This window comes from Bradyrhizobium sp. USDA 3315, from assembly GCF_054056795.1.
Genome location: NZ_JBSRYP010000001.1, coordinates 4394787 through 4417144, shown reverse-complemented (window position 1 = coordinate 4417144; position 22358 = coordinate 4394787). Strand labels below are relative to the sequence as shown.

Annotated in this window: 29 protein-coding genes and 1 riboswitch; of the genes, 21 read left to right on the top strand and 8 right to left on the bottom strand. The window is 64.7% G+C overall.

The window, feature by feature from the left end:
• Window positions 1–33: 33 nt before the first annotated feature.
• Entirely contained in the window at window positions 34–561 is a 528-nt protein-coding gene (locus ACVIYL_RS20365; RefSeq protein ID WP_456779562.1) for a PRC-barrel domain-containing protein, read from the bottom strand.
• Between ACVIYL_RS20365 and ACVIYL_RS20360 the strand changes: the two genes are divergently transcribed.
• Window positions 542–916: a hypothetical protein gene (locus tag ACVIYL_RS20360; protein WP_456779561.1), complete on the top strand. Its 375-nt coding sequence runs from the start codon at window positions 542–544 to the stop codon at window positions 914–916. The genes ACVIYL_RS20365 and ACVIYL_RS20360 overlap by 20 nt on opposite strands.
• Here ACVIYL_RS20360 and ACVIYL_RS20355 read toward each other — a convergent pair.
• A complete protein-coding gene (locus ACVIYL_RS20355; protein ID WP_028344225.1) occupies window positions 898–1275 on the bottom strand; it encodes a PRC-barrel domain-containing protein in 378 nt (125 codons plus the stop codon). The two genes, ACVIYL_RS20360 and ACVIYL_RS20355, sit on opposite strands and share 19 nt — an antisense overlap.
• Window positions 1276–1565: 290 nt before the next feature.
• Between ACVIYL_RS20355 and ACVIYL_RS20350 the strand changes: the two genes are divergently transcribed.
• Both ACVIYL_RS20350 and ACVIYL_RS20345 read left to right on the top strand, forming a co-directional pair.
• Window positions 1566–2303: a response regulator gene (locus tag ACVIYL_RS20350; protein ID WP_018273044.1), complete on the top strand. Its 738-nt coding sequence runs from the start codon at window positions 1566–1568 to the stop codon at window positions 2301–2303.
• A 2-nt stretch (window positions 2304–2305) separates the two neighbouring features.
• Window positions 2306–3661, top strand: coding sequence for an ATP-binding protein (locus ACVIYL_RS20345; RefSeq protein WP_310883025.1), 1356 nt, complete (start codon window positions 2306–2308; stop codon window positions 3659–3661).
• Between the two features lie 29 nt (window positions 3662–3690).
• On the opposite strand, the gene ACVIYL_RS20340 is transcribed toward ACVIYL_RS20345, so the two are convergent.
• The gene (locus ACVIYL_RS20340) at window positions 3691–3888 is read right to left on the bottom strand and encodes a hypothetical protein (protein ID WP_028332600.1); all 198 of its coding nucleotides are present in this window, start codon (window positions 3886–3888) and stop codon (window positions 3691–3693) included.
• A gap of 370 nt (window positions 3889–4258) precedes the next feature.
• On the opposite strand from ACVIYL_RS20340, the gene ACVIYL_RS20335 reads away from it, so the two are divergent.
• From ACVIYL_RS20335 to ACVIYL_RS20305, 7 genes are all read left to right on the top strand, one after another.
• Window positions 4259–4783 (top strand): lytic transglycosylase domain-containing protein, encoded by a 525-nt coding sequence (locus ACVIYL_RS20335; RefSeq protein WP_310883024.1) that lies wholly within the window; start codon window positions 4259–4261, stop codon window positions 4781–4783.
• 109 nt (window positions 4784–4892) lie between these two features.
• Window positions 4893–5034, top strand: a riboswitch (TPP riboswitch).
• Window positions 5022–6035 carry an FAD-dependent oxidoreductase gene (locus tag ACVIYL_RS20330; RefSeq protein WP_456779560.1) on the top strand — a complete coding sequence of 338 codons (1014 nt, stop codon included), beginning with the start codon at window positions 5022–5024 and terminating at the stop codon, window positions 6033–6035. Its footprint overlaps the riboswitch before it by 13 nt.
• A complete protein-coding gene (gene thiS, locus ACVIYL_RS20325) occupies window positions 6026–6223 on the top strand; it encodes a sulfur carrier protein ThiS (RefSeq protein WP_057014951.1) in 198 nt (65 codons plus the stop codon). Before ACVIYL_RS20330 ends, thiS begins: the two co-directional genes overlap by 10 nt.
• Before the next feature lie 168 nt (window positions 6224–6391).
• Complete coding sequence (locus ACVIYL_RS20320) at window positions 6392–7174, top strand: thiazole synthase (protein ID WP_310883022.1); 783 nt, start codon at window positions 6392–6394, stop codon at window positions 7172–7174.
• A complete protein-coding gene (gene thiE / locus ACVIYL_RS20315) occupies window positions 7161–7769 on the top strand; it encodes a thiamine phosphate synthase (RefSeq protein ID WP_057014950.1) in 609 nt (202 codons plus the stop codon). The genes ACVIYL_RS20320 and thiE overlap by 14 nt, the downstream gene beginning before the upstream one ends.
• Window positions 7770–7902: 133 nt before the next feature.
• The gene (gene thiC / locus ACVIYL_RS20310) at window positions 7903–9768 is read left to right on the top strand and encodes a phosphomethylpyrimidine synthase ThiC (protein WP_456779559.1); all 1866 of its coding nucleotides are present in this window, start codon (window positions 7903–7905) and stop codon (window positions 9766–9768) included.
• Window positions 9769–10104: 336 nt separating this feature from the next.
• A complete protein-coding gene (locus tag ACVIYL_RS20305) occupies window positions 10105–10500 on the top strand; it encodes a hypothetical protein (protein WP_057014948.1) in 396 nt (131 codons plus the stop codon).
• Window positions 10501–10612: 112 nt separating this feature from the next.
• On the opposite strand, the gene ACVIYL_RS20300 is transcribed toward ACVIYL_RS20305, so the two are convergent.
• The gene (locus ACVIYL_RS20300) at window positions 10613–12280 is read right to left on the bottom strand and encodes a flavin-containing monooxygenase (protein WP_310883020.1); all 1668 of its coding nucleotides are present in this window, start codon (window positions 12278–12280) and stop codon (window positions 10613–10615) included.
• 153 nt (window positions 12281–12433) lie between these two features.
• Here ACVIYL_RS20300 and ACVIYL_RS20295 point away from each other — a divergent pair, with 153 nt between their 5' ends.
• Window positions 12434–12829 carry a hypothetical protein gene (locus ACVIYL_RS20295; protein WP_310883019.1) on the top strand — a complete coding sequence of 132 codons (396 nt, stop codon included), beginning with the start codon at window positions 12434–12436 and terminating at the stop codon, window positions 12827–12829.
• Between the two features lie 110 nt (window positions 12830–12939).
• On the opposite strand, the gene ACVIYL_RS20290 is transcribed toward ACVIYL_RS20295, so the two are convergent.
• A complete protein-coding gene (locus tag ACVIYL_RS20290; protein WP_456779558.1) occupies window positions 12940–13233 on the bottom strand; it encodes a hypothetical protein in 294 nt (97 codons plus the stop codon).
• A 266-nt stretch (window positions 13234–13499) separates the two neighbouring features.
• Here ACVIYL_RS20290 and ACVIYL_RS20285 point away from each other — a divergent pair, with 266 nt between their 5' ends.
• Together ACVIYL_RS20285 and ACVIYL_RS20280 are read left to right on the top strand one after the other, a co-directional pair.
• Entirely contained in the window at window positions 13500–14465 is a 966-nt protein-coding gene (locus ACVIYL_RS20285; protein ID WP_310883017.1) for a GlxA family transcriptional regulator, read from the top strand.
• A gap of 153 nt (window positions 14466–14618) precedes the next feature.
• On the top strand, window positions 14619–15134 hold the full coding sequence (locus ACVIYL_RS20280) for a mismatch-specific DNA-glycosylase (protein ID WP_310883016.1): 516 nt from the start codon (window positions 14619–14621) through the stop codon (window positions 15132–15134).
• Window positions 15135–15282: 148 nt separating this feature from the next.
• Here ACVIYL_RS20280 and ACVIYL_RS20275 read toward each other — a convergent pair whose 3' ends face one another.
• Window positions 15283–15717: a hypothetical protein gene (locus ACVIYL_RS20275; RefSeq protein ID WP_028332611.1), complete on the bottom strand. Its 435-nt coding sequence runs from the start codon at window positions 15715–15717 to the stop codon at window positions 15283–15285.
• 206 nt (window positions 15718–15923) lie between these two features.
• On the opposite strand from ACVIYL_RS20275, the gene ACVIYL_RS20270 reads away from it, so the two are divergent.
• From ACVIYL_RS20270 to ACVIYL_RS20260, 3 genes are read left to right on the top strand one after another with little or no spacing between them, the layout of a single operon-like run.
• Window positions 15924–16373, top strand: coding sequence for a YeeE/YedE family protein (locus ACVIYL_RS20270; RefSeq protein ID WP_310883015.1), 450 nt, complete (start codon window positions 15924–15926; stop codon window positions 16371–16373).
• A gap of 2 nt (window positions 16374–16375) precedes the next feature.
• Entirely contained in the window at window positions 16376–16855 is a 480-nt protein-coding gene (locus ACVIYL_RS20265) for a DUF6691 family protein (RefSeq protein ID WP_310883014.1), read from the top strand.
• Window positions 16856–16859: 4 nt separating this feature from the next.
• Complete coding sequence (locus ACVIYL_RS20260; RefSeq protein ID WP_310883013.1) at window positions 16860–17255, top strand: RidA family protein; 396 nt, start codon at window positions 16860–16862, stop codon at window positions 17253–17255.
• A 266-nt stretch (window positions 17256–17521) separates the two neighbouring features.
• Here the strand turns inward: ACVIYL_RS20260 and ACVIYL_RS20255 are convergent, their stop codons facing one another.
• Window positions 17522–18283 carry an SOS response-associated peptidase gene (locus ACVIYL_RS20255; RefSeq protein ID WP_456779557.1) on the bottom strand — a complete coding sequence of 254 codons (762 nt, stop codon included), beginning with the start codon at window positions 18281–18283 and terminating at the stop codon, window positions 17522–17524.
• Between the two features lie 62 nt (window positions 18284–18345).
• Between ACVIYL_RS20255 and ACVIYL_RS20250 the strand changes: the two genes are divergently transcribed.
• The 5 genes from ACVIYL_RS20250 (at window position 18346) to ACVIYL_RS20230 (ending at window position 20838) form a co-directional block, all read left to right on the top strand.
• Complete coding sequence (locus ACVIYL_RS20250) at window positions 18346–18846, top strand: hypothetical protein (protein ID WP_456779556.1); 501 nt, start codon at window positions 18346–18348, stop codon at window positions 18844–18846.
• A gap of 42 nt (window positions 18847–18888) precedes the next feature.
• Window positions 18889–19308: an NUDIX hydrolase gene (locus ACVIYL_RS20245; RefSeq protein WP_310883011.1), complete on the top strand. Its 420-nt coding sequence runs from the start codon at window positions 18889–18891 to the stop codon at window positions 19306–19308.
• 84 nt (window positions 19309–19392) lie between these two features.
• Window positions 19393–19770, top strand: coding sequence for a TIGR02301 family protein (locus tag ACVIYL_RS20240; RefSeq protein ID WP_310883010.1), 378 nt, complete (start codon window positions 19393–19395; stop codon window positions 19768–19770).
• Complete coding sequence (locus tag ACVIYL_RS20235; protein WP_057014937.1) at window positions 19760–20416, top strand: HAD family hydrolase; 657 nt, start codon at window positions 19760–19762, stop codon at window positions 20414–20416. Before ACVIYL_RS20240 ends, ACVIYL_RS20235 begins: the two co-directional genes overlap by 11 nt.
• Before the next feature lie 155 nt (window positions 20417–20571).
• Window positions 20572–20838, top strand: coding sequence for a hypothetical protein (locus ACVIYL_RS20230; protein WP_253607501.1), 267 nt, complete (start codon window positions 20572–20574; stop codon window positions 20836–20838).
• Window positions 20839–20903: 65 nt separating this feature from the next.
• Here ACVIYL_RS20230 and ACVIYL_RS20225 read toward each other — a convergent pair whose 3' ends face one another.
• Entirely contained in the window at window positions 20904–22238 is a 1335-nt protein-coding gene (locus tag ACVIYL_RS20225; RefSeq protein ID WP_310883009.1) for a dihydroorotase, read from the bottom strand.
• Between the last annotated feature and the right edge of the window lie 120 nt (window positions 22239–22358).

Genomic DNA, 22358 nt, shown 5'->3' with positions numbered 1-22358 from the left:
GACGCGCTCTTCTCTTGCAGGTGACGCGATGCGTTAGTCGATCGAATACTTGAATTCCGGCATCGCCTTCAGCTCATCCTTGCTCGCATTGAACACGGCATGATCCGGATACCAGGGATTCGGCTTCGGCGTCGCCGCCGCAGGCGCCGCGCCCGTGGTGGTGGTCGTCGACTTGCTTGTGCTGCCGGTGTTCGAGGCGCCGGTATAGGCGATCGGCTCGTTCACGAACTTCACCTTGTCGATCGGGACCGCGACCAGGTGCTCGCCGACGCCAAGGAAGCCGCCGACGCCGATCACGACCGCCTTCATGGCGCCGCCCTTCTCCATCAGCAGATCATTGATCGAGCCGACGCTTTCATTGGCATCGTTGTACACGCTGAGGCCGACGACCTTCGACGCGCGCCAGTTGCCCTTGAACGAATCCGGCGACGTGGCTGACGTGGCTGACGTCGACGCCGCAGGAGACATCTTGTCGCCCTTATCGGTTGGCGTCTGCGCAACGGCGACGGTTGCAAGCAGCGCGGTGCCGGCGAGGCCGGCGATGATGGATTTGACCAACATTGATGGCTCTCCTCTCGCAAAATCGATGCTGGGAAAACCCGTCATCTTCGCAACCGTTCCTAACGGACCTGCGCTCAAAAGCCGCTTAAATGCCGAGGAACTGGGTGAGGACCTTTCAGCGCACGGAAACGCTGCGCCGCTTGACGAAAGGTATCGTGATCTCTCAACCAAGCTTGCGGTTGAGCCTCACGACTGCGCCGGACGCGCAGTCCATGATGTGACGATGTTTGGCTCACTAAGTCGTCCCGGCGAACCGCGCTGCACAAGCCGCGCGCTCGTCCCGGCGACCGCATCATCGATCGGCGAGCGTCGTCATGCGCACATGTTGCCGCGCGATCAGAAGCCGCCCCAATAGGGCGGCACGCCGTAGAAGCGATGCAGCTCGACTTCCTGCGAGCGATCGCCCCAATCGAAATCCTTGTCGGCACGGAACGACGGCGCGCGCTTCAGCTCCTCGTCCTCGATGTCGAGCTCATAGGCCTCGAACTTCGGGTTGTAGTGCAGCCGGCCCCAGGGCAGCGGGATCAAATTGGTTCCAATGCCCAGGAAGCCACCGAAGCTCAACACCGCGTACGATACCTTGCCGGAGATCTTGTCGATCATCAGCCGCTCGATATGGCCGATCATGTCGCCATTGGCCCGGCGCACCGCCGTCCCCTCGACCCGGTCGCTTGCAATGAGCTGATGCGGCCTGGTCTCGACCTCGACAGCCATCTCACCCTCCTTGACCCGAAAGGGAAATAACGCGTCGCCGGGGTAACGGGTTCCGCCCCCGGATATGACAGCCGCCCTTCCCTTTCTCCGGCCGCCATAACGACGACCAGGGGCCGATGCGCTGTCCCGAGAGGGTTCTGCCCGCATTTCAGGGCATAGGATTGATGACAGAACGATAACTTTTCTCCCTGCGGCCGACCTGTTAACCCGAATAGCCGGGCAAGATTTCAGACACATACTGAAACAAAATTCCTGAGCCGCTTTCCCCGAATCACGGACAAAAGATCGGTATGACCCAGGCTGCGCCCAATATCCTTGTCGTCGAGGACGACCGCGAGACGCGGTCCCTTATCGCAAAATATCTCCGTACCAATTCTTGTCATGTCACGACCGCCTCCGACGGCCGCGAGATGGCCAAGGCGATGACCGACCACCGCGTGGATCTCTTGGTGCTCGACGTCATGCTGCCCGGCGAGGACGGCCTCAGCCTGTGCCGCAAGGTGCGGGCGGAATCGCAGACGCCGATCATCATGCTGACCGCGCGCGGCGAGGACGTCGACCGCATCCTCGGCCTCGAGATGGGCGCCGACGATTACCTGGCAAAGCCGTTCAACCCGCGCGAGCTGCTGGCGCGGATCAACGCAGTGCTGCGCCGGCAGGCCGCCGCGCGCAACGCCAGCGCGATCGAGGGCGCGACCACGCTGACCTTCCTCGGCTGGCGTATCGACATCCGCCTGCGTGAGCTGCGCAACCCCGAAGGCGCACGCGTCGCCATGACCAGCGCCGAGTTCGACCTGCTGCGCACCTTCTGCGAGCGGCCCGGCCGCGTGCTGTCGCGCGACAGCCTGCTCGACCTGACCCAGGGCCGCAGCGCCGGCTCGTTCGAACGTTCGATCGACGTGCTGGTCAGCCGCATCCGCCGCAAGATCGAGCCCGATCCGCAGGAAGCCACCATGATCAAGACGGTGCGTTCCGGCGGCTATGTGTTCACGCCGAGGGTGGAGGCGGTTGCCGCCACGAACAATTGACCATGAAGCTGCTGCGCGTGCTGAGTCTGCGGGGGATCGGCGCCCAGATGGCGGCGCTGGTCGTCGTTTCGATCGTCGCGCTGCATTTGATCATCACCGCCACCTTCCTGATCCATCGCCCTGATCGGGTGGAGCCTTCGGACCGCTGGCACACCCAGCTCGCCGCCGCCGCGCAGCTGCTCGGGCATGCCCCGGCGTCGGAGCGGCCGCGGCTCGTGGCCGACGTCGCCCGTGCCTTCCCGCAACTTGCGATCGGCGACCTGCCGGCCGATGCCGGCGCGCTCACCGAAACCGACACGCCGAGCCTGCACGCGCTGCGCCGGCTCGGCGCCGGCTATCGCATCTTCCTGCTGCCGCGCGAGGCTGGCGGCACGCCGCATGACGGCGAAATTCGCCGCGTCGCGATCCGCCTGCCCGACGGCGCCATGTTCGCCGCCAACCTGACGCCGGATCAGCACATGCGGCCGTTCTGGGGTGGACCGTGGATGATGACGGTGCTGTTCGCCGTCATCAGCGTCACCCTGCTCGGCCTGTGGGCGGCATGGGCGCTGACCGCGCCGCTGTCGTCCTTCGTCAAGGCCGCCGAGACCTTCAGCCTGAACGGCGCCGCCGCGCCGCTGCCCGAGCGCGGTCCGGAGGAGATTCGTTCGCTGGCCCGGGCGCTGAACCGGATGCGCGAGCGCATCACCGCATTGATCGACGATCGCACCAAGATGCTGGCCGCGATCAGCCATGACCTGCGCACGCCGATCACGCGGATGCGGCTGCGCGCCGAATTCATCGAGGACGAGACCCACCGCCACCGCATGCTGCGCGACCTCGACCAGATGCGCTCGATGCTGGAATCGGTGCTGTCGTTCCTGCGCAACGACCGCAAGCTCGAGGAGATGACGCTGGTCGACATCGCGAGCACGCTGCACCTCGTCACCGATCAGTTCGCCGACATGGGACACAAGGTCAGTTACACGGGCCCGCAGCACGCGATGGCGACCGCGCGGCCGGCCGACCTGCATCGCTGCATCACCAATCTGGTGGAGAATGCCGTGCGGTTCGGCGGCGAAGTTGCCGTCCGCCTCGACGTCAAGCCCGACCGCCTCGTCGTCGATATCGAGGATGACGGGCCCGGCATCTCGGATGCGCACAAGGCGAGCGTGCTGGAGCCGTTCGTGCGCGGCGACCAGGCGCGCAACATGGATGAGGCCGAAGGCTTCGGCCTTGGTCTGTCGATCGCCAACGCCATCGTGCTCGCGCATGCCGGCACGCTGTCGCTGCACGATCGCAAGCCGCACGGACTCGTGGTCCGGATCGAATTGCCGGCGCGGCAACAGCAATTGCAGCGGCAGAAATCCGCGGCCTGATCAGGCGAAGCTGATGCGATGAGGAGACGTCAGGCGGCGAGCGGCGTAATGAGCTCCGCTTCCTCGTAGATCGCGATGGCCTCGAAGCGGTAATTGCAGGCGCGGCAATTCCACAGGAACGAGGAGCGGCCTTCGCTGTGCTCCACCCAATCAGGGCGGGCGATCGGCTTGCCGCATTGCGCGCAGGGATTTTCGCGAGGCATATAGCCGGTGTCCTGACGGACCATGGCGCATCTCCCGAATGTTGTTTCTTGCGTGCTTGGACAGAGCTGCTGACTGAACGATCGCGCACTCTGTCGTGGATGAAGTCTAGACCTTCATTGATTCGTTTGCACGACAAACTGCTGTGGAGCGTGCGGCAAAATTAGTCAGAAAAATTAGAAGGAAATTGCAGGCCAAGACAATTTTTGGCTGAGACGATTGAAGCAAACAATTTGAAGCATCCGTCTTGCAATCGCGTCGTCCCTTCACCCCATGACCGGACAATCACGGATGCATTAACGTTCGCTGATGCGAAGGTTTTGCCACATTCCTGCCCGCTCGCCGTACCAATGAGACCGCAGAACCGACGCGCATCTGAAAGCCCGAGCGATTGAGATGAAGACCGTACAAGCCCTTGGCTGCCTTGCCGCAATCGCGGTGCTGGCGTCCTGCGCGAGCGCGCAGGCGCAATCGCGCGCGCAATATGAGGCGATGGTGGCGGCCGAGGCCCAGGCCAACCTCGTACCGGAAGAGCTGGTGCATCGCGTCATCGTGCGCGAGAGCAAGTACCATCCGCAGCTGATCGGACGCGGCGGCGCGATCGGGCTGATGCAAATCAAGCTCGGCACTGCACGCGGCCTCGGCTACACCGGTACCGCCGAGGGTCTGCGCGATCCCCAGACCAACCTCAAATACGGCATCAAGTACCTCGCCGGCGCCTATCGCGCCGCCGATGGCAATCACGATCGAGCCGTGCGTTATTTCGCGGGCGGGTATTACTACGTCGCAAAGCGCCAGCGCGGGGATCACCTGAAGGAAGCGAAGCATGGCGGCGCGGGTGCACCGCCGAAGGAATTCGCCAAGTCGGAGCAAATGACGGCCGATACCGCCGAGCCGAAGCCGGAACAGGCCGAAAAATAGCACCGATCGCGTCCGCGCAGCCCCACGACGCGTGCCGGCCATCCTCGACACCGCCTGTCAAACGTGTCTGGCATACAAGTTGACACACGAGCCCATCCGCCTACATTAGGGGCGTTCCGAGGGGTGCTCCGAAGGAGGAGCTGAGATACCGCAAGCTTGGACTAGCCATTAGGCGAATAGTCCGGGACCGCGGTGACCCTTTGAACCTGATCCGGGTCATGCCGGCGAAGGGACAGGGATGTATCAGACGTCAAGACCGCGGGGGGATTCCCCCGTTTCCATCATCGGCGCAGGCATAGCTGGCGCCTGGCATGCGCTCTTGCTCGCAGAGGCCGGACGTGCCGTCACCCTGCATGAGCGCAGTGACGCCGCGATGACGGAATCCACAAGCCACTGGGCCGGCGGGATGCTGGCGCCCTGGTGCGAGGCGGAGGCCTCCGAGCCGGTGATCTCCCGGCTCGGCATCCGCTCGCTCGAGCTGTGGCGGCAGCATGTTCCGGAAACCCCGTTCAACGGCTCGCTGGTGGTGGCGCATCCGCGCGACCGCGCCGATTTCGAGCGCTTTGCCCGCCTCACCACCGGCCATCGCCGGATCGACGCCGAGGGCGTTCGCGCGCTCGAGCCGTCGCTCGAGGGCCGTTTCCGTGACGCCCTGTTCTATCCCGACGAGGGCCATGTCGAGCCGCGCCGCGTGCTGCCGCGGCTGCATGCCGCGATCGCCAAGGCCGGCGGCGCCATCAAGTTCGGCAGCGACGCCGAGGCAACCGATCTCGACGGCGTCGTGATCGACTGCCGCGGCCTTGCCGCGCGCGACCGCGAGGCGAGCTTGCGCGGCGTCAAGGGCGAGATGATCATCATCGAGACCTCCGAGATCGAGCTGGCGCGCCCGGTGCGGCTGATCCATCCGCGCTGGCCGCTTTACGTGATCCCGCGCGGCGACGGCCGCTTCATGCTGGGCGCGACCTCGATCGAGGCCGAGGACAACGGCGTCAGCGTGCGCTCGGCGCTGGAGGTGTTAGGGGCCGCCTATGTCGTGCATCCGGCATTCGCCGAGGCGCGCATCGTCGAATTCGGCGCCGGCCTGCGCCCTGCATTTCCCGACAATCTCCCGAAAATCAGGATCGAGCAGGAACGCATCACGGTGAACGGACTCTACCGTCATGGCTTTCTGCTGGCGCCGGCGCTGGCCGAGCTGACGCTCGCCTACCTCGCGCGCGGCGAAATCGACAATGAGGTGATGCAATGCGCGTGATCGTCAACGGCGAGCAGCGGGAGATCGCGGCCTCCAGCGTCGATGCGCTGCTGGCCGAGCTCGACTACGAGGGCACGCATTTCGCGATCGCGCTGAACTACGACGTGGTGCCGAAGAGCCGCTGGGCCGACACCGCGCTGAAAGCCGGCGACGAGATCGAGATCATCACGCCGCGGCAGGGAGGGTGATGTGAGCTTATCCGCAAGCTCCCTCCCCACGTCGTCCCGGCGAAAGCCGGGACCCATACTCAGCGGCCCTTCAGTGAAGCACGCGGGGAGACGTCCCATCCGACAATTTCCGGTCGTGGTTATGGGTCCCGGCTTTCGCCGGGACGACGGCATAGTTTGAGGAGACACATGGTCACCTTCTACGGCAAATCCTTCCCGTCACGCCTGCTGATCGGCACGGCGCTGTATCCCTCGCCTGCGATCATGCAGAACGCGATCCGCGCCTCCGGCGCCAGCATCGTTACGGTGTCGCTGCGGCGCGAAGCGGCGGGCGGCAAGACGGGCGATGCGTTCTGGTCGCTGATCCGCGAGCTCGGCGTCACCGTGCTGCCGAACACCGCGGGCTGCCGCAGCGTGAGGGAAGCGGTGACCACCGCCAAGCTCGCGCGCGAATTGTTCGGCACGCCGTGGATCAAGCTCGAGGTGATCGCCGACAACGACACGCTGCAGCCCGACGTGGTCGGCCTGGTCGAGGCGGCCGGCATCCTGATCAAGGACGGTTTTGAAGTCTTCCCATATTGCACCGAGGATTTCTCGGTCGCCTCGCGGCTGGTCGACGCCGGCTGCAAGGTGGTGATGCCGTGGGCAGCACCGATCGGCAGCGCCAAGGGCATCACCAACCGCGACGCGCTGAAGCTGTTGCGCGACCGCCTGCCCGACATCACGCTGGTGATCGACGCCGGGCTCGGCGCGCCGTCGCATGCCGCCGAGGCGCTCGAGCTCGGCTATGACGCCGTTCTGCTCAACACCGCCGTGGCCAAAGCCGCCGATCCCGTTGCGATGGCCAATGCCTTCCGCCTCGGCGTCGAGGCCGGCCGCACCGCTTACGAAGCCGGGCTGATGGAAGCCCGCGACTTCGCCTCCCCGTCCACCCCTGTCGTTGGGACCCCGTTCTGGCATGCCGTATCCTGATCCCTTCTATCCCGTCGTCGACAGCATCAAATGGGTCGAGCGACTGACAAAACTCGGCGTCGGCACCATCCAGCTGCGCGCCAAGGAGCTCGACGATGCCGGGGCGCTGCAGATCGTCAGCGATGCGCTCGCAGTGACCAAGGGCACGCCGACCAAGCTCGTGGTCAACGACTATTGGCGCGCGGCGATCGTCGCCGGCGCCGAGCATTTGCATCTCGGGCAGGAAGACCTCGCCGAGGCCGACCTCGGCGAGATCCGCAAAGCGAACTTGACGCTCGGCATCTCCACCCATGACGACGCCGAGCTCGCCACCGCGCTCGCCGCCAAGCCCGACTATGTCGCGCTCGGCCCGATCTTCTTCACCACGCTCAAATCGATGCGGTTCGAGCCGCAGGGCATTCCGAAGATCACCGAGTGGAAGAAGCGGATCGGCGGGATCCCCCTTGTCGCGATCGGCGGCATCAAGTTCGAGCATGCGGCCGAGATCTTCGCCGCCGGCGCCGATTCGATCGCCGTCGTCAGTGACGTCACCCAGAACCCCGACCCAGACGCGCGGGTCAGACAATGGCTCGGCCTCAGCGCGGAGGCCGCGTGATGCACGTAACTCTCACCAGCGTCATTCCGGGGCACGCGAAGCGTGAACCCGGAATCTCGCGCCACCACCTCGAGATTCCGGATCGGTCCTAACGGACCGTCCGGAATGACGACAAGATTAAGGAGGATCCCTCATGAACATCCGCTCCAATCCCGACACCACCCGTCCCGCCGTCACCACCGGCGCGCTGCCCGCCTCACGCAAGATCTTTGCGACGCCGGAGGCCGCGTCCGATCTGCGCGTGCCGCTGCGCGAGATCATGCTGTCGGAGGGCGCCGGCGAGCCGAATCTGCCGGTCTACGACACCTCGGGCCCTTACACCGACCCGAACGTGACGATCGACGTCAACGCCGGCCTGCCGCGCAATCGCCTCGCCTGGGTCAAGGAGCGCGGCGGCGTCGAGGAATATGAGGGCCGCACCATCAAGCCGGAGGACAACGGCAATGTCGGCGCCTCGCACGCCGCCAAGGCGTTCACCGCGCACCACAGGCCGCTGCGCGGCCTCGACGGCCACAAGATCACGCAGCTCGAGTTCGCCCGCGCCGGCATCATCACCAAGGAGATGATCTACGTCGCCGAGCGCGAGAATCTCGGCCGCAAGCGACAGCTCGAGCGCGCCGAGGCCGCGCTCGCCGACGGCGAGAGCTTCGGCGCTGCGGTACCCGCCTTCATCACGCCGGAATTCGTCCGCGACGAGATCGCACGCGGTCGCGCCATCATTCCCTCCAACATCAACCATGCCGAGCTCGAGCCGATGATCATCGGCCGCAACTTCCTGACCAAGATCAACGCCAATATCGGCAATTCGGCGGTGACCTCATCAGTGGAAGAAGAGGTCGACAAGATGGTGTGGGCGATCCGCTGGGGCGCCGACACCGTGATGGACCTCTCGACGGGGCGCAACATCCACACCACCCGCGAATGGATCCTGCGCAACTCGCCGGTGCCGATCGGCACCGTGCCGATCTACCAGGCGCTGGAGAAGTGCGACGGCGATCCCGTCAAGCTGACCTGGGAGCTCTACAAGGACACACTGATCGAGCAGTGCGAACAGGGCGTCGACTATTTCACGATCCACGCCGGCGTGCGCCTCCCTTACATCCACCTCACCGCCAACCGCGTCACCGGCATCGTGTCGCGCGGCGGCTCGATCATGGCGAAGTGGTGCCTCGCGCATCACAAGGAGAGTTTTCTGTACACGCATTTCGACGAGATCTGCGATCTGATGCGCAAGTATGACGTCTCGTTCTCGCTCGGCGACGGTCTGCGCCCGGGTTCGATCGCCGACGCCAACGACCGCGCGCAGTTCGCGGAGCTCGAGACGCTCGGCGAGTTGACGAAGATCGCGTGGGACAAGGGCTGCCAGGTCATGATCGAGGGCCCCGGCCACGTGCCGATGCACAAGATCAAGATCAACATGGACAAGCAGCTCAAGGAATGCGGCGAGGCGCCGTTCTACACCCTCGGGCCGCTGACGACCGACATCGCGCCGGGCTACGACCACATCACCTCGGGCATTGGCGCGGCGATGATCGGCTGGTTCGGCTGCGCGATGCTATGCTACGTCACGCCGAAGGAGCATCTCGGCCTGCCCGACCGCAACGACGTCAAGACCGGCGTCATCACCTACAAGATCGCGGCCCACGCCTCTGATCTGGCCAAGGGCCACCCCGCCGCGCAGCTGCGCGACGATGCGCTCAGCCGTGCCCGGTTCGATTTCCGCTGGGAGGACCAGTTCAACCTCGGCCTCGATCCCGACACCGCGAAGAACTTCCACGACGAGACCCTGCCGAAGGAAGCCCACAAGGTCGCGCATTTCTGCTCGATGTGCGGCCCGAAATTCTGCTCGATGAAGATCACCCAGGACGTCCGCGACTACGCCGCGACGCTCAACGACAAGGAGCAGGGCATGGCGCAGATGAGCGCCAAGTTCAAGGAGATGGGTGAGAACGTGTATCTCGACGCGGACAAGGTAAAGGAGAGCAACAGGGTCTTTTAACCCTCGCGCTCGTCATGCCCAGGCAAAACCTGGGCATCCATCGAAAACGAAAGGCCGGGTGAAAGCCCGGCCTTTTGCTTCTGGAGCACTCACTCAATCCATCGCGCGTGTCCAGATGGCCCGATCACGACAGCGACCGGCCCAAGAGCCCCGGAGAACCATTGACCTGGATCAACGAAAACCCTTCATCTCATCGTATGCTACGATGCTCAAAAAGCGATGAAAGCCGCGCCGGACATGTTATCATGGCTCTTCTCAAATAGACGATTGAGCGCCATTCCACGTTCGTTTCGCAGAGAGTCCAGTAGCCCAATGACAATTTGATTGGAGAGTTTCATGAGAACCTTCAACGCCGTGCTATTCGTGCTTCTCGTTGCGCAAGCGGCCTCGACACAGGCTGCGGATTTGAGCGGAGCCTGGACGATCGACGCCTCGGCCTGCAACCAGGTCTTCACCAAGGAGAACAACAAGCTCGCGTTCAAGAAAGATGCCGATCTCAACGCGGGAGGCTTGATCGTCCAGGGCAAGCAAATCACCGGCACGTTTCAAAAATGCACCGTCAAATCGCTGCATGATGACGGGCAGAATGTTCGCGTGATTGCGGCGTGCTCGGACGGCGTCGCGGTTTCGGACGTGTCATTCGACATAACACTCTCCGGAGAGAACAAGATCATACTCAGCTCCAAGGCACCGGTGCCCATCGAGACGCCGTATGTTCGCTGCTCGATGTGACATTCGGCGGCGACGGCTTGAGCAAGTAGCCCGGATGAGCGAAGCGATATCCGGGGTTTACCTGTCCCGCATATCGCTACGCTCATGCGGGCTACCGGACTATTCCTGAATCCTACGCCGTCGCCCCGACAGCTGCTTGCACACCGCCCCGCGCCCCCGCACCAAACGCAATCTCCTGATACCCTTTCTCCGCAACCCCGTTGATGATCCCCAAAAACTTCGGCGTGCCGCCGTTGTAGACGAAGTAGCGGACCGTCCCCTCCTCGTGGCCGGCGACGTTGGAGTTGTAGCCGGTGAACCACGACTTGGCTTTGCGCATCAGCATGATCTCGTACATCTTGACGACATGCGCGGTCCAGCGCTGCTGCGCTTCCAGGGTCGCGTCGGCGCGGGTCAGGCCGCGGTCCCACATGTATTGCAGCAGGTTGGTGCACCAGTTGACGCCGTTCTCGATGCCGCGCGGGAAGTTGGTCGACGCGGAGGCGCTTTGCGGGCCGGTCGGCATCAACAGGTTCGGGAAGCCGTGCACGAGCATGCCGAGGAAGGTCGACGGCGCGTGCTTCCACTTGTCGGCAAGGCTCTCGCCGCCGATGCCCCTGATATCGATCAGGTCGTAGGCGCCGGTGATGGCGTCGAAGCCGGTGGCGTAGACGATGATGTCGAAATCGTAGTCGCGCGCCGCGGTGCGGAGGCCTTTTTCGGTGACGCGCACCAGCGGCGTTTCGGAGAGATCGACGAGCTGCACATTGTCGCGATTGTACGCCTCGAAATATCGGGTCTCCAGCGGCAGGCGCTGCACGCCGAAGCCGTGATCCCGCGGGATCAGCTTCTCGGCGACATCAGGATCGTTCACGCGCTGGCGGATGCGGCCCGCGATATATTCCGAGAGCTCCGCATTGGCGGCTTCGTCCATGAAGATCTCGCGGAAGTTCGCGAGCCAGATGCCGAAGCCGGGCTCGTCGTAGAGCTTGTCCCACAGCTTGAGCCGCTCCTCGCGGCTCACCTCGTAGAAGCCGCGCTTGTCGGGGCCATGGACAAAACTGCCCGGCGTCAACGCGCAGGCAGCAAAAATCTCGTCATAGCGGCCGCGGATCTCGGCCATCTCGTCAACGGAGATCGCAGAGTTGTTGAGCGGCGCGCTCCAGTTCGGCCGGCGCTGGAACACCGTGAGCTCGCCGACCTTGTCGGCGATCTCGCCGATCAGCTGGATGCCGGTCGCGCCGGTGCCGATCACCGCGACCTTCTTGCCGGCGAGATCGACGGGCTCGTGCGGCCAGTAATAGGTGTGGAACGAGCGGCCCTTGAAGTCATCGATGCCAGGCACGCGCGGCATGGTCGGCGCCGACAACAGCCCGATCGCGAGCACCACGAAGCGGCAGGTCAGTTCGCGGCCGTCACTGATCCTCAATTGCCAGAGGTCGCGCGTCTCGTCGAACTGCATGATATCGACCTTGCAATTGAACTGCATGTACTTGCGCAGGTCGAACTTGTCGGCGACGTAGTTGAGGTAACGCAGATTCTCGGGCTGGCCGGAGAAGCGCTCCTTCCAGTGCCACTCGTCGAGCAGCTCGCGCGAGAATGAGAAGCCATAGGTGTAGCTCTCGGAATCGAAGCGGCAGCCCGGATAGCGGTTCCAGTACCAGGTGCCGCCGAGATCGGGCGCGGCTTCGAGCACGGTGGCGTCGATGCTGAGATCGGCCAGCCGCTTGATCTGGTAGATGCCCGCGACGCCGGCGCCGACCACGATCACCTCAAAGTGGGTTTTCGCCTCTCCTGTCATGTCCGCTCCCGAATTCTTCTTGATCTGTTTGAGCGGATTACAGACCCTTTTGCACCTGCAAGCAACCGCGCGATCGGGCACGACTTGCGTTGAGGCGCTGCATGCACCACATCGATCACTGCAATTTCACCGAGCGCAATCCGGGCAAGCGACATGACCGACAATCTCACCGGCGTCTGGGACGGCAGCTATGTTCAGCCGAGCGGCATGGTCACGTTCCTGGCGACGCTGATCGACGCCGGCGGCGCGCTCGGCGGCAGCGTGACCGAACCCTGCGTGATGCCGGGCTGTCCGATCAGCACGCACAATGCCTCGCTTGCGGGCCAGCGCTCCGGCAGCGCTGTTACGTTCGTCAAACGCTACGAGCCGCCGGGCTACGGCTACAACACCGTCCACTATGAAGGTGCGGTCAATGCCGATGCGACCGAAATCGACGGCCGCTGGAGCATTCGCGGCACAAGGTTCTCGGGGACGTTCCTGATGGTGCGCGCAACAGGGCCGTCGCAAGCGGTCACGACGGAAGAAGAGATCAAGGAGCCGGTACGCTAGTTGCGTGGGGCTCTCTCCACGATATCGCTCGCGGAGCGAACCCTCACGCCAGCCCTCTCCCGCGAGCGGGAGAGGGAGCGCAGTGCCGACGCCGCTGATACCCGCGCCGCTCACCTGCCCTGAAGCAGCAGGCCAAGCGGCTTGAGCGGGCCGACCGGAATCATCTCGAAGGCGAGAATGCCGCCGGCCGCGAGCGGCAGCGCGTTGATGGTCGACTTGGCCTGATCGACCGAGTCGACGTTCATCAGAAACACCACGCCGGGCTTGTCGTCGCGAAACCAGAATTGCTCGATCTTGCCGTCGAGGTAGAGCCGCAGCGTGTCGGGGACTTCCTTCGGCATGATCTCCTTCCGCTGCTCGTCGGTGATGGGCTTGGTGGCCGATCCGATCGCGAAGACGTTCATGACTGTTCTCCTGTTTGGTCGAGGGTTGGTGCGAACGAACCGACGCCGCAATCCGCGCCGAGCCAGGCGGAAACGACAATTTTGATGCCGTTTACGCCAAGCCAGATGGAAGCCGATCATTGACGGAAATCGCGTTCTGTCAGTAATTTAGGCCGGCTTCTCCGGTCACGTGCGGCGTCGTCCAGAGCGTTCGCGGAAAGAGGCTTAGCTCGGCAGCGGCCGGACGACGATTGTCGCAAGCGACAACTTTGAAGGCATTTACGCCAATGAATATCGCGATCCTCGCGCTCGAGGGACTTTGGGACACCGGGCTTACGGCCATGCTCGACGCCCTGTCCCTCGCCGACAAGTTTTCCAGGCAGCAGATGGGCGGCACGGTTCGCTTTGACGTTTCGGTCTATGGCATGCGCAAGAAGGTGCGGTCTGGCCAAGGCCTCGGGATTCCGGTCAAGGCCGTCACGGCGGACGTCAAACCGGATTGGGTGGTCGTCCCCGCACTCAACACGGGACTGCCGGAGCAATTGGTGCCCGCGCTCGAACGGCGCGACGTGAAGCAAGCCACGAAGCAACTCGTGCAGTGGCACGAACGCGGCGCACGGATCGCCGCCTCCTGCATCGGTTCATTCATCGTGGCGGAGACCGGGCTGCTCGATCATCAGGACGCGACGACGACATGGTGGCTCGCGCCGCTCTTCCGGCAGCGTTACCCGCATGTCCGGCTCGATGAAGCGCGCATGCTCGTTCCTTCCGGCATCGGCGTCACCGCAGGTGCCGCGATGGGCCATCTCGATCTCGCGCTCTGGCTGATCCGGCAGGTGAGCCCCGAATTGGCGTCCGTCGTCTCGCGCTATCTGCTGGCGGACCTGCGCTCGTCGCAATCGCTCTTCATCATCCCGAACCATCTGGCGCAGGCCGATCCGCTGATCCAGCGCTTCGAGCGCTGGGCCCGCGAGCATCTCAGACAGGGCTTCTCGCTGCAGGACGCGGCCGATGCGCTCGCGACCAGCCCGCGCACGTTGCAGCGCCGCTGCGAAGCGGTGCTCGGCAAATCACCACTGTCCTACTTCCAGGATCTTCGCGTCGAGCGCGCGCAATCGCTGCTGCATGGCAGCGGCCTCGACATCGAAGCGATCGCCGCCGAAGTTGGCTATGAAGACGGAGCCACGCTGCGAACGCTGCTGCGCGAGCGCTTGGGGAGAGGCGTCCGCGAACTTCGCGCCAATTTGCGATGAAGGTTTTGCGGGCGGCGTGATGCAATCGTCCAATGCAAGGGCGATGGCCTGTAGCCCGGATGAGCGAAGCGACATCCGGTTTGTTTCCGTCCCGCATATCGCTACGCTCATGCGGGCTACACCTCCCACTAACGCTCCATCCTGTTTTTTTGAATGCCCGCGAACAATTCCCACCGCCTCCCCGACCAGCTCCGCGCCAATCTGCGCCTGGTGTTCGTCGGCACCGCGGCCAGCACGCGGTCAGCCGCCGTCGGGCATTATTACGCGCATCCCGGCAACCGGTTCTGGCGTGCGCTGCATGAGGCCGGCATCACGCCGCGGCGCTATCGGCCGGACGAGTTCGCGGCGCTGCTCGCGCTCGGCATCGGCTTCACCGATCTCTCCAAGACCGGCGCCGGGATGGATCACGAAATCAACAGGCAGTCGTTCGACGTGGCGGGCTTCCGGACGAAGATCGAGACCTATCGGCCGAACACCGTCGCCTTCACTAGCAGGAAGGCGGCGAGCCTGTTCTACAACAGGCCGACCAACGCGCTCGTGCTCGGTCGGCAGCCATCGGTGAATGGCTTTCCCGAAGTGTTCGTGCTGCCGTCGCCATCCGGCGCGGCCTCGGGTCATTGGACCTTACAGCCGTGGCGCGAACTCGCCGAGTGGATCACGGAATCGTAGGATCGTAGGATCGGTAGAGCCAACGGGTCCGCGCAAAGCGCGGCCCGATGATAAACTCCGCGAAACCCATCATCTCTCCCGGCGCACCGAAGTCGATGGGTTTCGCTTGGCTCTACCCATCCTACGAGATCGCTACGAGACCGAACGCTTATTCCTTCAACGTGATCGCAAGCCCGCTGAGATCGACATTGGCCATCAGGCCGACCTGCTTGCCGCTCAATTCGAGCACCGCGCCGTTCTGGTTGGTCAAGAGGATGCCGCGCACGCCGGCGCCGAGCGCAACGCCCATGCCCGCCGCGGCATAGACGCCGTTGATATCCTGCGGACGGCGGATATTGCGCACCCGCCCCTGCAGCGTGGTCTGCGAGCCGCCGAACACGAGCCCATAGTCCAGCCCGCCGGCCGTGAGCCCATAGGTCTGGCCGTGGAAGGTCATGACGCCCTTGCCGGCGGAGCCGCCGAACACCCAGCCGCCCTTGAAGATCACGAGCGTCACCGCGCCCTCGTCAGCCAGGGCGGCGGACGTTCCGGTGAGCATCGCCAGCGCGAGCAGCGCGGCGCGGGCGACGGATGGCAATTTCATGGGGGATTCTCCGGACGAAGTGAGAGCGAATCGCGGCAATCCAGCCGACCGGCGGCATCGCTGAAATGCCGCGAAACATGCGGGATTGCGCTTGTTCCTGATGGTGCGGAGTCTATCATCGCCTCTGCAGCCGCGCGACCACTGGCGCATGCGCGCCCACCGCTTTGCCGGATCGCTGAGGAGTTTGCGCAACAGGATCTGCATCGATGCACGATTTCACCCCACTTTCCGGCCTTGCCGGCGGCGCGCTGATCGGGCTTGCCGCCGCGCTCTTGATGCTGTTGATCGGGCGAATCGCCGGGGTCACCGGCATCGTCGGCGGCGCGCTGCAGGCCGATACCGCCGACCGCAGCGCCGACCGCAGCGCCGATCGTTCCTGGCGCATCGCGTTCATCGCGGGACTGATCGGAGCGCCCCTGATTGCGGCGCTGTTCGGCGCGCCGCTGCCGCGGCCGGCGATGAATGAGAGCCTTGTGGTGGTCGCGATCGCGGGACTGCTGGTCGGATTCGGCACAAGGATGGGCAATGGCTGCACCTCGGGCCACGGCGTCTGCGGCTTCGCGCGGCTGTCCGGCCGTTCGATCGTGGCAACATGCATCTTCATGCTGACGGCGATCGCGACGGTCGCAATCGTCAGGCACGGGATCGGAGGCTAGCGATGGCACCTCTCGCAAGCTTTGTCTGCGGCCTGATCTTCGGCGCAGGGCTTCTGATCTCCGGCATGACCGATCCGCAGAAGGTGCTCGGCTTCCTCGATCTGTTCGGCGCGTGGGACGCGACGCTCGCCTTCGTGATGGCGGGCGCAGTTGCGGTCGCAGCAACCGGCTTTGCGATCGCGCGGCGGCGCGTCGCGCCCGCCTTCTCGGCGCGCTTCCTCTGGCCCGACCGCCGTGACATCGATGCGCCGCTGGTTGCCGGCGCGGTGCTGTTCGGCATCGGCTGGGGCCTCGTCGGCATCTGCCCCGGGCCGGCACTGGTCAATCTCGCCGGCCTCTCGCTGCCGATCGTGGTCTTCGTCGTCGCGATGCTCGCCGGCATGATCGGCCAGAATCTCTTCGGCAGGAATCTTTGGCGCCGGCGTGCCGCGGCGCCGCGCGCCATCGAAACTTCTCCCCTTCCATCTCGCGCAGACGGGTGACCCAATGACTGAAAAGACAACAATCAAGCACTTCCCCCCTCCGCCCGGCGTCCAGGCGCCGCCACTCTCGTTCGGCGCCCGCGTCGGCGATTTGTTGTTCATCTCCGGCATTCCCGGCTTTGACGCCAATCGCGAGCTGCCCGACGGCTTCGAGGCGCAGTTCGCCAATGTCGTGACCAATATCAAGCGCGTGCTGAGCGAGGCGGGCGCGACGATGCGCGATCTCGTCAAGGTCAACGTGCTGCTGACGCGCTCCAGCGACGTCGCGACGATGAACGCGCTGTATGCCGGCGCGTTCGGCCCCGCCCCCTACCCCGCACGCACCACCTGCGTGGTGGTGGCGCTGCCCAATCCGAAGATGCTGATCGAGATCGAGGGCGTGGCACACGTGAAGGGGTGATCTCTGGCTCTGTCATGCCGGAGCGTGCCACTTGGCGCGAGCCCTCAGGTGCACAATTGCGCACCGGTTGAATCGAGGTCCATCTTCATCGTCGTCCTGGCGAAGGCCAGGACCCATTACCCCAAATCTCAATTGTCGCGCGACGCTGGGGCCGCGTTCCCGTTCACAAGCAAATTCGGTGGTTATGGGTCCTGGCTTTCGCCAGGACGACGATGTGGAGAGAGCTGACGCAAATCCGCGCTGCATCACGCCGGTTCAGTGAGCCCTCAGAACAACGACCCCTGCCCGTCATCCTCCCGCACAGGCGCCTTTCTCGGCGCGGCCTTCTTCGGCTGCGGCGCGTCCTCCGCGGCGATTTCTTCCGCCGTCATCGGCAGCAGCAATTGCGCATCGTCATTGGCGACCGCGTTGACGCGCATCGTGACCTGGTACCAGGCGAACTCGCCGACCTCGGGGCCCTTCAGCATCGGCATCACGTCGTCGACATCGTTCGGCAGGCAGTCGAGCCAGCGCGCGAATTGCTCGGGCCTGATCGTGACCGGCACGCGGTGATGCAATTGCGCGAGGTCGGGACTGGCCGGCGCAGTGACGATCGCGACCGTATCCTGCTCCTCGCCGTTCGGCCCCATCCAGGTCTCGGCAAGCGCGGCGAAGGCGAGCGGATGGCCGTCGCGGCGATGGATGAAGAACGGCCGCTTGCGGCCGCCGGCATCCTGCCATTCGTAATAGCCGTCGGCGGGGATCAGCGCCCGGCGCCGCTTGATCGCGTTCTTGAAGGCCGGCTTCTCGCGCACCGTCTCGGAGCGCGCGTTGATCAGGAGCGAGAAGGTCCTGGGGTCCTTGACCCACGACGGGATCAGGCCCCAGCGCATCAATTGAAAATGCCGGCCGCCATTCTGCAGCAGCACCACCGGGATCGGCTGGGTCGGCGCAACATTATACCGTGGCGGAAAATTCGGCTGCTCGATATAGCCGAACATCTCGCGCAAGGCCGCCGGCGGCGAGGTTATGACAAAGCGTCCGCACATTTGCCGTCCAGAGTGGTATCCGTTTATTCTGCCTTAACTTGGACCGTTAAAGACTGCGATCAATGACCTCAACGGCCGCCATAGCGGACTCTTCCCCGCGACCGACGTACCCCGATGAGGCGCGGGCGGCGCTGTTGCGCGCCGCCAACATCAATCCCCGCACCGGGCTTGCCACCGACTACCTCAATCACTTCAACGAAGCCATCATGCTGCTGGAGATGGTCCCAGACCTGCCGGAATGCGCCAGCGATTTCCTCGAATGGCAGCCGCTGTCCTATGCCGAGCATTTCACCGCGTCGAATTTCCGGGCACGCGATCTCGCGATCGAGGCCTATGAGACCGCGGACGCCGCAATCCGGGCCGAATTCGACCAGCTCACCGACAGCATGACGAAGATCCTGACCGAGGTCGGGGCGGCGATGCCGCAATTGCAGCAGGACAAGAGCCGGGTCGCGCTCGCCGAGCAGGCGATCGTCTGGGTCAAGCCGCTGGTGATGCAGACCGCCGGCATCATCAACGGCGCCGCAGAGGCCGATGTCGACAGCATCATGGCGGGCGCCTGAGATATCGGGCATGATGGTCTTCACAACCGGCTGCCAATCACCTTGACCTCTCCCGAACCTCCGATCCGCCCGCAGCTCGCCGTGTCAGGCGTGATTTTCCGCGACGACAAGGTGCTGCTGGTGCGCCGCGCCCGCTCGCCCGGCAAGGGCTTCTATTCGCTGCCCGGCGGCCGGGTCGAGTTCGGCGAATCGCTGCATACCGCCCTGCACCGGGAGATCGACGAGGAGACCGGCCTCAAGGTCGAGATCGTCGGCCTCGCCGGCTGGCGCGAGGTGCTGCCGACCCGCCCCGGCACCGGACACTATCTGATCATGACCTTCGCGGCGCGCTGGGCGTCCCGCGAGCCTCACCTGAACGACGAGCACGACGATTTCAAATGGCTGGCGCCGGAGGAGATCGGCGACCTCAAGGTCACCGGCGGCCTGCATGAGGTGATTGCGGCCGCCCGGCGGCTGGTTTGAGGCCCGTTTTAGCGGCTTTGGGGGGCTCGGCCGCCTTGCCTCGGGCGCATTGAGGGGGCATACCACGGCCATTCCGGAACCCCGATGATCAAAGCCTTTCTCGCTTTTGTGATCCTGTTGTCGGCATGCCTTGCGACGCCCGCCCGGGCGCAGGACGCGGCTGCGCCGTTCGACGGCGATTTGCAGCGGCTGGCCGAGATCCTCGGCGCCCTGCACTATCTGCGCGGCATCTGCGGCTCCAACGAGGGCGCCAAATGGCGCAACGAAATGCAGGCGCTGATCGATGCCGAGACCCCCTCCGGCGACCGCCGCGCCCGCATGATCGCAGGCTTCAACCGCGGCTATAACGGCTTCCAGCAGACCTACCGGACCTGCACGCCCGCGGCCACCGTGGCGATCCGCCGCTACATCGAGGAGGGCTCGAAAATCTCGCGCGACCTGACGGCCCGCTATGCCAACTGAACGGGCGATCTTCTTCGACCTCGACGGCACCCTGACCGACCCGAAGCCCGGCATCACCGGCTCGATCCAGTACGCGCTGGAAAAGCTCGGCCGGCCGGTTCCCTCGCAGGATGAACTGACCTGGTGCATCGGGCCGCCGCTCAGGGCGAGCTTTGCGATGCTGCTCGGCGGCGAGGAGCTCGCCGACCGCGCGGTCGCGCTCTACCGCGAAAGATTCGGCGATGTCGGGCTGTTCGAGAACGCGGTCTATCCCGACATCGCGGAGGTTCTGGCCGAGCTGCGCCGGGCACCGGGCCGGATGTTCGTCGCGACCTCGAAGCCGCATGTGTTCGCGACGCGGATCATCGCGCATTTCGGCCTCGGCGGCTATTTCGACCACGTGTTCGGCTCGGAGTTCGACGGAACCCGGGTCAACAAGGTCGACCTGCTCACCTATGCGCTGGCGCAGACCGGGGCCGATCCGGCCAAATCCCTGATGATCGGCGATCGCAGCCACGACGTGATCGGGGCGAATCGAAACGGCATCCGGGCGGTCGGCGTCACCTATGGCTACGGCACGCCCGAGGAGCTGACCGAGGCCGGCGCCAGCCATCTGTGCGCCACGCCGCGCGCGGTGCTGGACCATATCCACAGCTCATTCGGCTGATCGCGGCCCGGATATCCGGAATTCCCCTTTAAATGCCGGGGCCGCCGTTAACCTTTTCGAAAGATGTGGGCTAGGCGGTACCTGCATGCGTGATACATCTCGCACGTCGCAGTGGTTCGCTCCTCGGACCGCGCGCAGTCAATTTGCAGAGTTTCATGCGCCATCCAGCGTCCTTCCCCCATCACCAAGACCCGCGACCCGACCACGAGCAGAAGCAGGCCGCGCTGGGCTACCTGAACGAGGCTTGGGCTGAAGCGCGTCACGACGGCGTCGATGGCGACTGCCTCGCGCAGGCGAGCCTGTTTGCGGCGCTCGCCGAGCTCGTCGGCACCTATGGCGAGGACGCGGTGGCGAAATTTGCCGAGGGCCTCGCCGCGCGCGTGCGCAACGGCGAGTTCTCGCTGGCATTGGCCAAGCAGTAAAACGATAGCGTTTTCGAGCGAAGTGGGTCGCCAGTTCGCGTCAAGAAAACGCGTCAAACGCGAACCTACTGCTTCAGCGTCTCGAGGAACCGAACCGGCTCGCCGGTCGATGGCGTCGTGACTTCGCCCTGCCACATCACCCGCCGGCCGCGCACGAAGGTGCCGACCGGCCAGCCCTGCACCCGCACGCCGTCATAAGGCGTCCAGGCGGCGCGCGAGGCGATCCATTTGTTGGTGATGGTCTCGCTGCGCTTCAGGTCGACGATTGTGAAGTCGGCATCGTAACCGGCCGCGATGCGGCCCTTGCGGGCGATGTTGAACAGGCGCGCAGGCCCCGCGCTGGTGAGATCGACGAAGCGAGCCAGCGACAGCCGCCCGGCATTGACGTGATCGAGCATCAGCGGCACCAGCGTCTGCACACCGGTCATGCCCGACGGCGAGGCCGGATAGGTCTTGGCCTTCTCCTCCAGCGTATGCGGCGCGTGATCCGAGCCGAGCACGTCGATGATGCCCTGCTCGATGCCGTACCAGATGCCGGCGCGGTGATCGGCCGAGCGCACCGGCGGGTTCATCTGGGCCAGTGTGCCGAGCCGCTCGTAGCACTCCGGCGCGGCCATGGTGAGGTGGTGCGGCGTCGCCTCGCAGGAGGCGACATCCTTGTGGTCACGCAGGTATAGAATCTCTTCCTTGGTCGAGATGTGCAGCACGTGGATGCGCTTGCCGGTCTCGCGCGCGAGATTGACCAGGCGCTCGGTCGCCATCAGCGCCGCGGTCTCGTCGCGCCACACCGGATGCGAGCGAGCATCGCCCTCGATCCGCAGCGGCTTGCGCTCGTTGAGACGGTATTCGTCCTCGGCGTGGAACGCAGCGCGGCGCCGGATCACCTGGAAGATCCGCCGCAGGCTCTCGTCGTCCTCGACCAGCAGCGCGCCTGTGGAGGAGCCGATGAACACCTTGACGCCGGCGCAGCCCGGGGCGCGCTCGAGCTCCGGCAGATCCTGCACGTTCTCGCGGGTGCCGCCGATGAAGAACGCGAAATCGCAATGCATGCGATGGCGGCCGCGCTTGATCTTGTCGGTGAAGGCCGCTTCGGTGACCGTCAGCGGATTGGTGTTCGGCATCTCGAACACGGCGGTGACCCCGCCCATCACCGCGCTGCGCGAGCCGGTCTCGAGGTCTTCCTTCTGGGTCAACCCGGGCTCGCGGAAATGCACCTGGGTGTCCATCACGCCGGGCAGGATGTGCAGGCCCTTGCAGTCGATCACCTCGCCGGCCGAGGCCTGACTGAGTGAGCCGATCGCGGCGATGCGGCCGCCCGCGATACCGATATCGCGCACGCCCTCGCCGTCCTGATTGACCACGGTGCCGGATTTTAGAATGGTGTCAAAATGCTGATTCATCGGTCCTCGACGCCCGCTTTCGGCTGTCGCGCGGGCCTTGTTCGGCACACTCTAGCGCCTTAGCTTGGCAGGGGATATCGCGGCCTGCGCGTTTCCCAAGGAACTTGGAAAAGAGCCAAT

Bases quoted from the DNA above. Each gene is read 5' to 3' on its own strand.
- ACVIYL_RS20340 (WP_028332600.1), bottom strand. From the start codon at position 3,888: ATGGTCCGTCAGGACACCGGCTATATGCCTCGCGAAAATCCCTGCGCG.
- ACVIYL_RS20275 (WP_028332611.1), bottom strand. From the start codon at position 15,717: ATGAAATTGCCATCCGTCGCCCGCGCCGCGCTGCTCGCGCTGGCGATG.
- ACVIYL_RS20355 (WP_028344225.1), bottom strand. From the start codon at position 1,275: ATGGCTGTCGAGGTCGAGACCAGGCCGCATCAGCTCATTGCAAGCGAC.
- thiS (WP_057014951.1), top strand. From the start codon at position 6,026: ATGCGCGTGATCGTCAACGGCGAGCAGCGGGAGATCGCGGCCTCCAGC.
- ACVIYL_RS20255 (WP_456779557.1), bottom strand. From the start codon at position 18,283: ATGTGCGGACGCTTTGTCATAACCTCGCCGCCGGCGGCCTTGCGCGAG.
- ACVIYL_RS20270 (WP_310883015.1), top strand. From the start codon at position 15,924: ATGCACGATTTCACCCCACTTTCCGGCCTTGCCGGCGGCGCGCTGATC.
- ACVIYL_RS20290 (WP_456779558.1), bottom strand. From the start codon at position 13,233: ATGAACGTCTTCGCGATCGGATCGGCCACCAAGCCCATCACCGACGAG.
- ACVIYL_RS20350 (WP_018273044.1), top strand. From the start codon at position 1,566: ATGACCCAGGCTGCGCCCAATATCCTTGTCGTCGAGGACGACCGCGAG.
- thiE (WP_057014950.1), top strand. From the start codon at position 7,161: ATGCCGTATCCTGATCCCTTCTATCCCGTCGTCGACAGCATCAAATGG.
- ACVIYL_RS20360 (WP_456779561.1), top strand. From the start codon at position 542: ATGATGGATTTGACCAACATTGATGGCTCTCCTCTCGCAAAATCGATG.
- ACVIYL_RS20295 (WP_310883019.1), top strand. From the start codon at position 12,434: ATGACCGACAATCTCACCGGCGTCTGGGACGGCAGCTATGTTCAGCCG.
- ACVIYL_RS20320 (WP_310883022.1), top strand. From the start codon at position 6,392: ATGGTCACCTTCTACGGCAAATCCTTCCCGTCACGCCTGCTGATCGGC.
- ACVIYL_RS20250 (WP_456779556.1), top strand. From the start codon at position 18,346: ATGACCTCAACGGCCGCCATAGCGGACTCTTCCCCGCGACCGACGTAC.
- ACVIYL_RS20300 (WP_310883020.1), bottom strand. From the start codon at position 12,280: ATGACAGGAGAGGCGAAAACCCACTTTGAGGTGATCGTGGTCGGCGCC.
- ACVIYL_RS20260 (WP_310883013.1), top strand. From the start codon at position 16,860: ATGACTGAAAAGACAACAATCAAGCACTTCCCCCCTCCGCCCGGCGTC.
- ACVIYL_RS20305 (WP_057014948.1), top strand. From the start codon at position 10,105: ATGAGAACCTTCAACGCCGTGCTATTCGTGCTTCTCGTTGCGCAAGCG.
- ACVIYL_RS20335 (WP_310883024.1), top strand. From the start codon at position 4,259: ATGAAGACCGTACAAGCCCTTGGCTGCCTTGCCGCAATCGCGGTGCTG.
- ACVIYL_RS20365 (WP_456779562.1), bottom strand. From the start codon at position 561: ATGTTGGTCAAATCCATCATCGCCGGCCTCGCCGGCACCGCGCTGCTT.
- ACVIYL_RS20285 (WP_310883017.1), top strand. From the start codon at position 13,500: ATGAATATCGCGATCCTCGCGCTCGAGGGACTTTGGGACACCGGGCTT.
- ACVIYL_RS20280 (WP_310883016.1), top strand. From the start codon at position 14,619: ATGCCCGCGAACAATTCCCACCGCCTCCCCGACCAGCTCCGCGCCAAT.
- ACVIYL_RS20235 (WP_057014937.1), top strand. From the start codon at position 19,760: ATGCCAACTGAACGGGCGATCTTCTTCGACCTCGACGGCACCCTGACC.
- ACVIYL_RS20330 (WP_456779560.1), top strand. From the start codon at position 5,022: ATGTATCAGACGTCAAGACCGCGGGGGGATTCCCCCGTTTCCATCATC.
- ACVIYL_RS20225 (WP_310883009.1), bottom strand. From the start codon at position 22,238: ATGAATCAGCATTTTGACACCATTCTAAAATCCGGCACCGTGGTCAAT.
- ACVIYL_RS20230 (WP_253607501.1), top strand. From the start codon at position 20,572: ATGCGCCATCCAGCGTCCTTCCCCCATCACCAAGACCCGCGACCCGAC.
- ACVIYL_RS20240 (WP_310883010.1), top strand. From the start codon at position 19,393: ATGATCAAAGCCTTTCTCGCTTTTGTGATCCTGTTGTCGGCATGCCTT.
- ACVIYL_RS20345 (WP_310883025.1), top strand. From the start codon at position 2,306: ATGAAGCTGCTGCGCGTGCTGAGTCTGCGGGGGATCGGCGCCCAGATG.
- ACVIYL_RS20265 (WP_310883014.1), top strand. From the start codon at position 16,376: ATGGCACCTCTCGCAAGCTTTGTCTGCGGCCTGATCTTCGGCGCAGGG.
- thiC (WP_456779559.1), top strand. From the start codon at position 7,903: ATGAACATCCGCTCCAATCCCGACACCACCCGTCCCGCCGTCACCACC.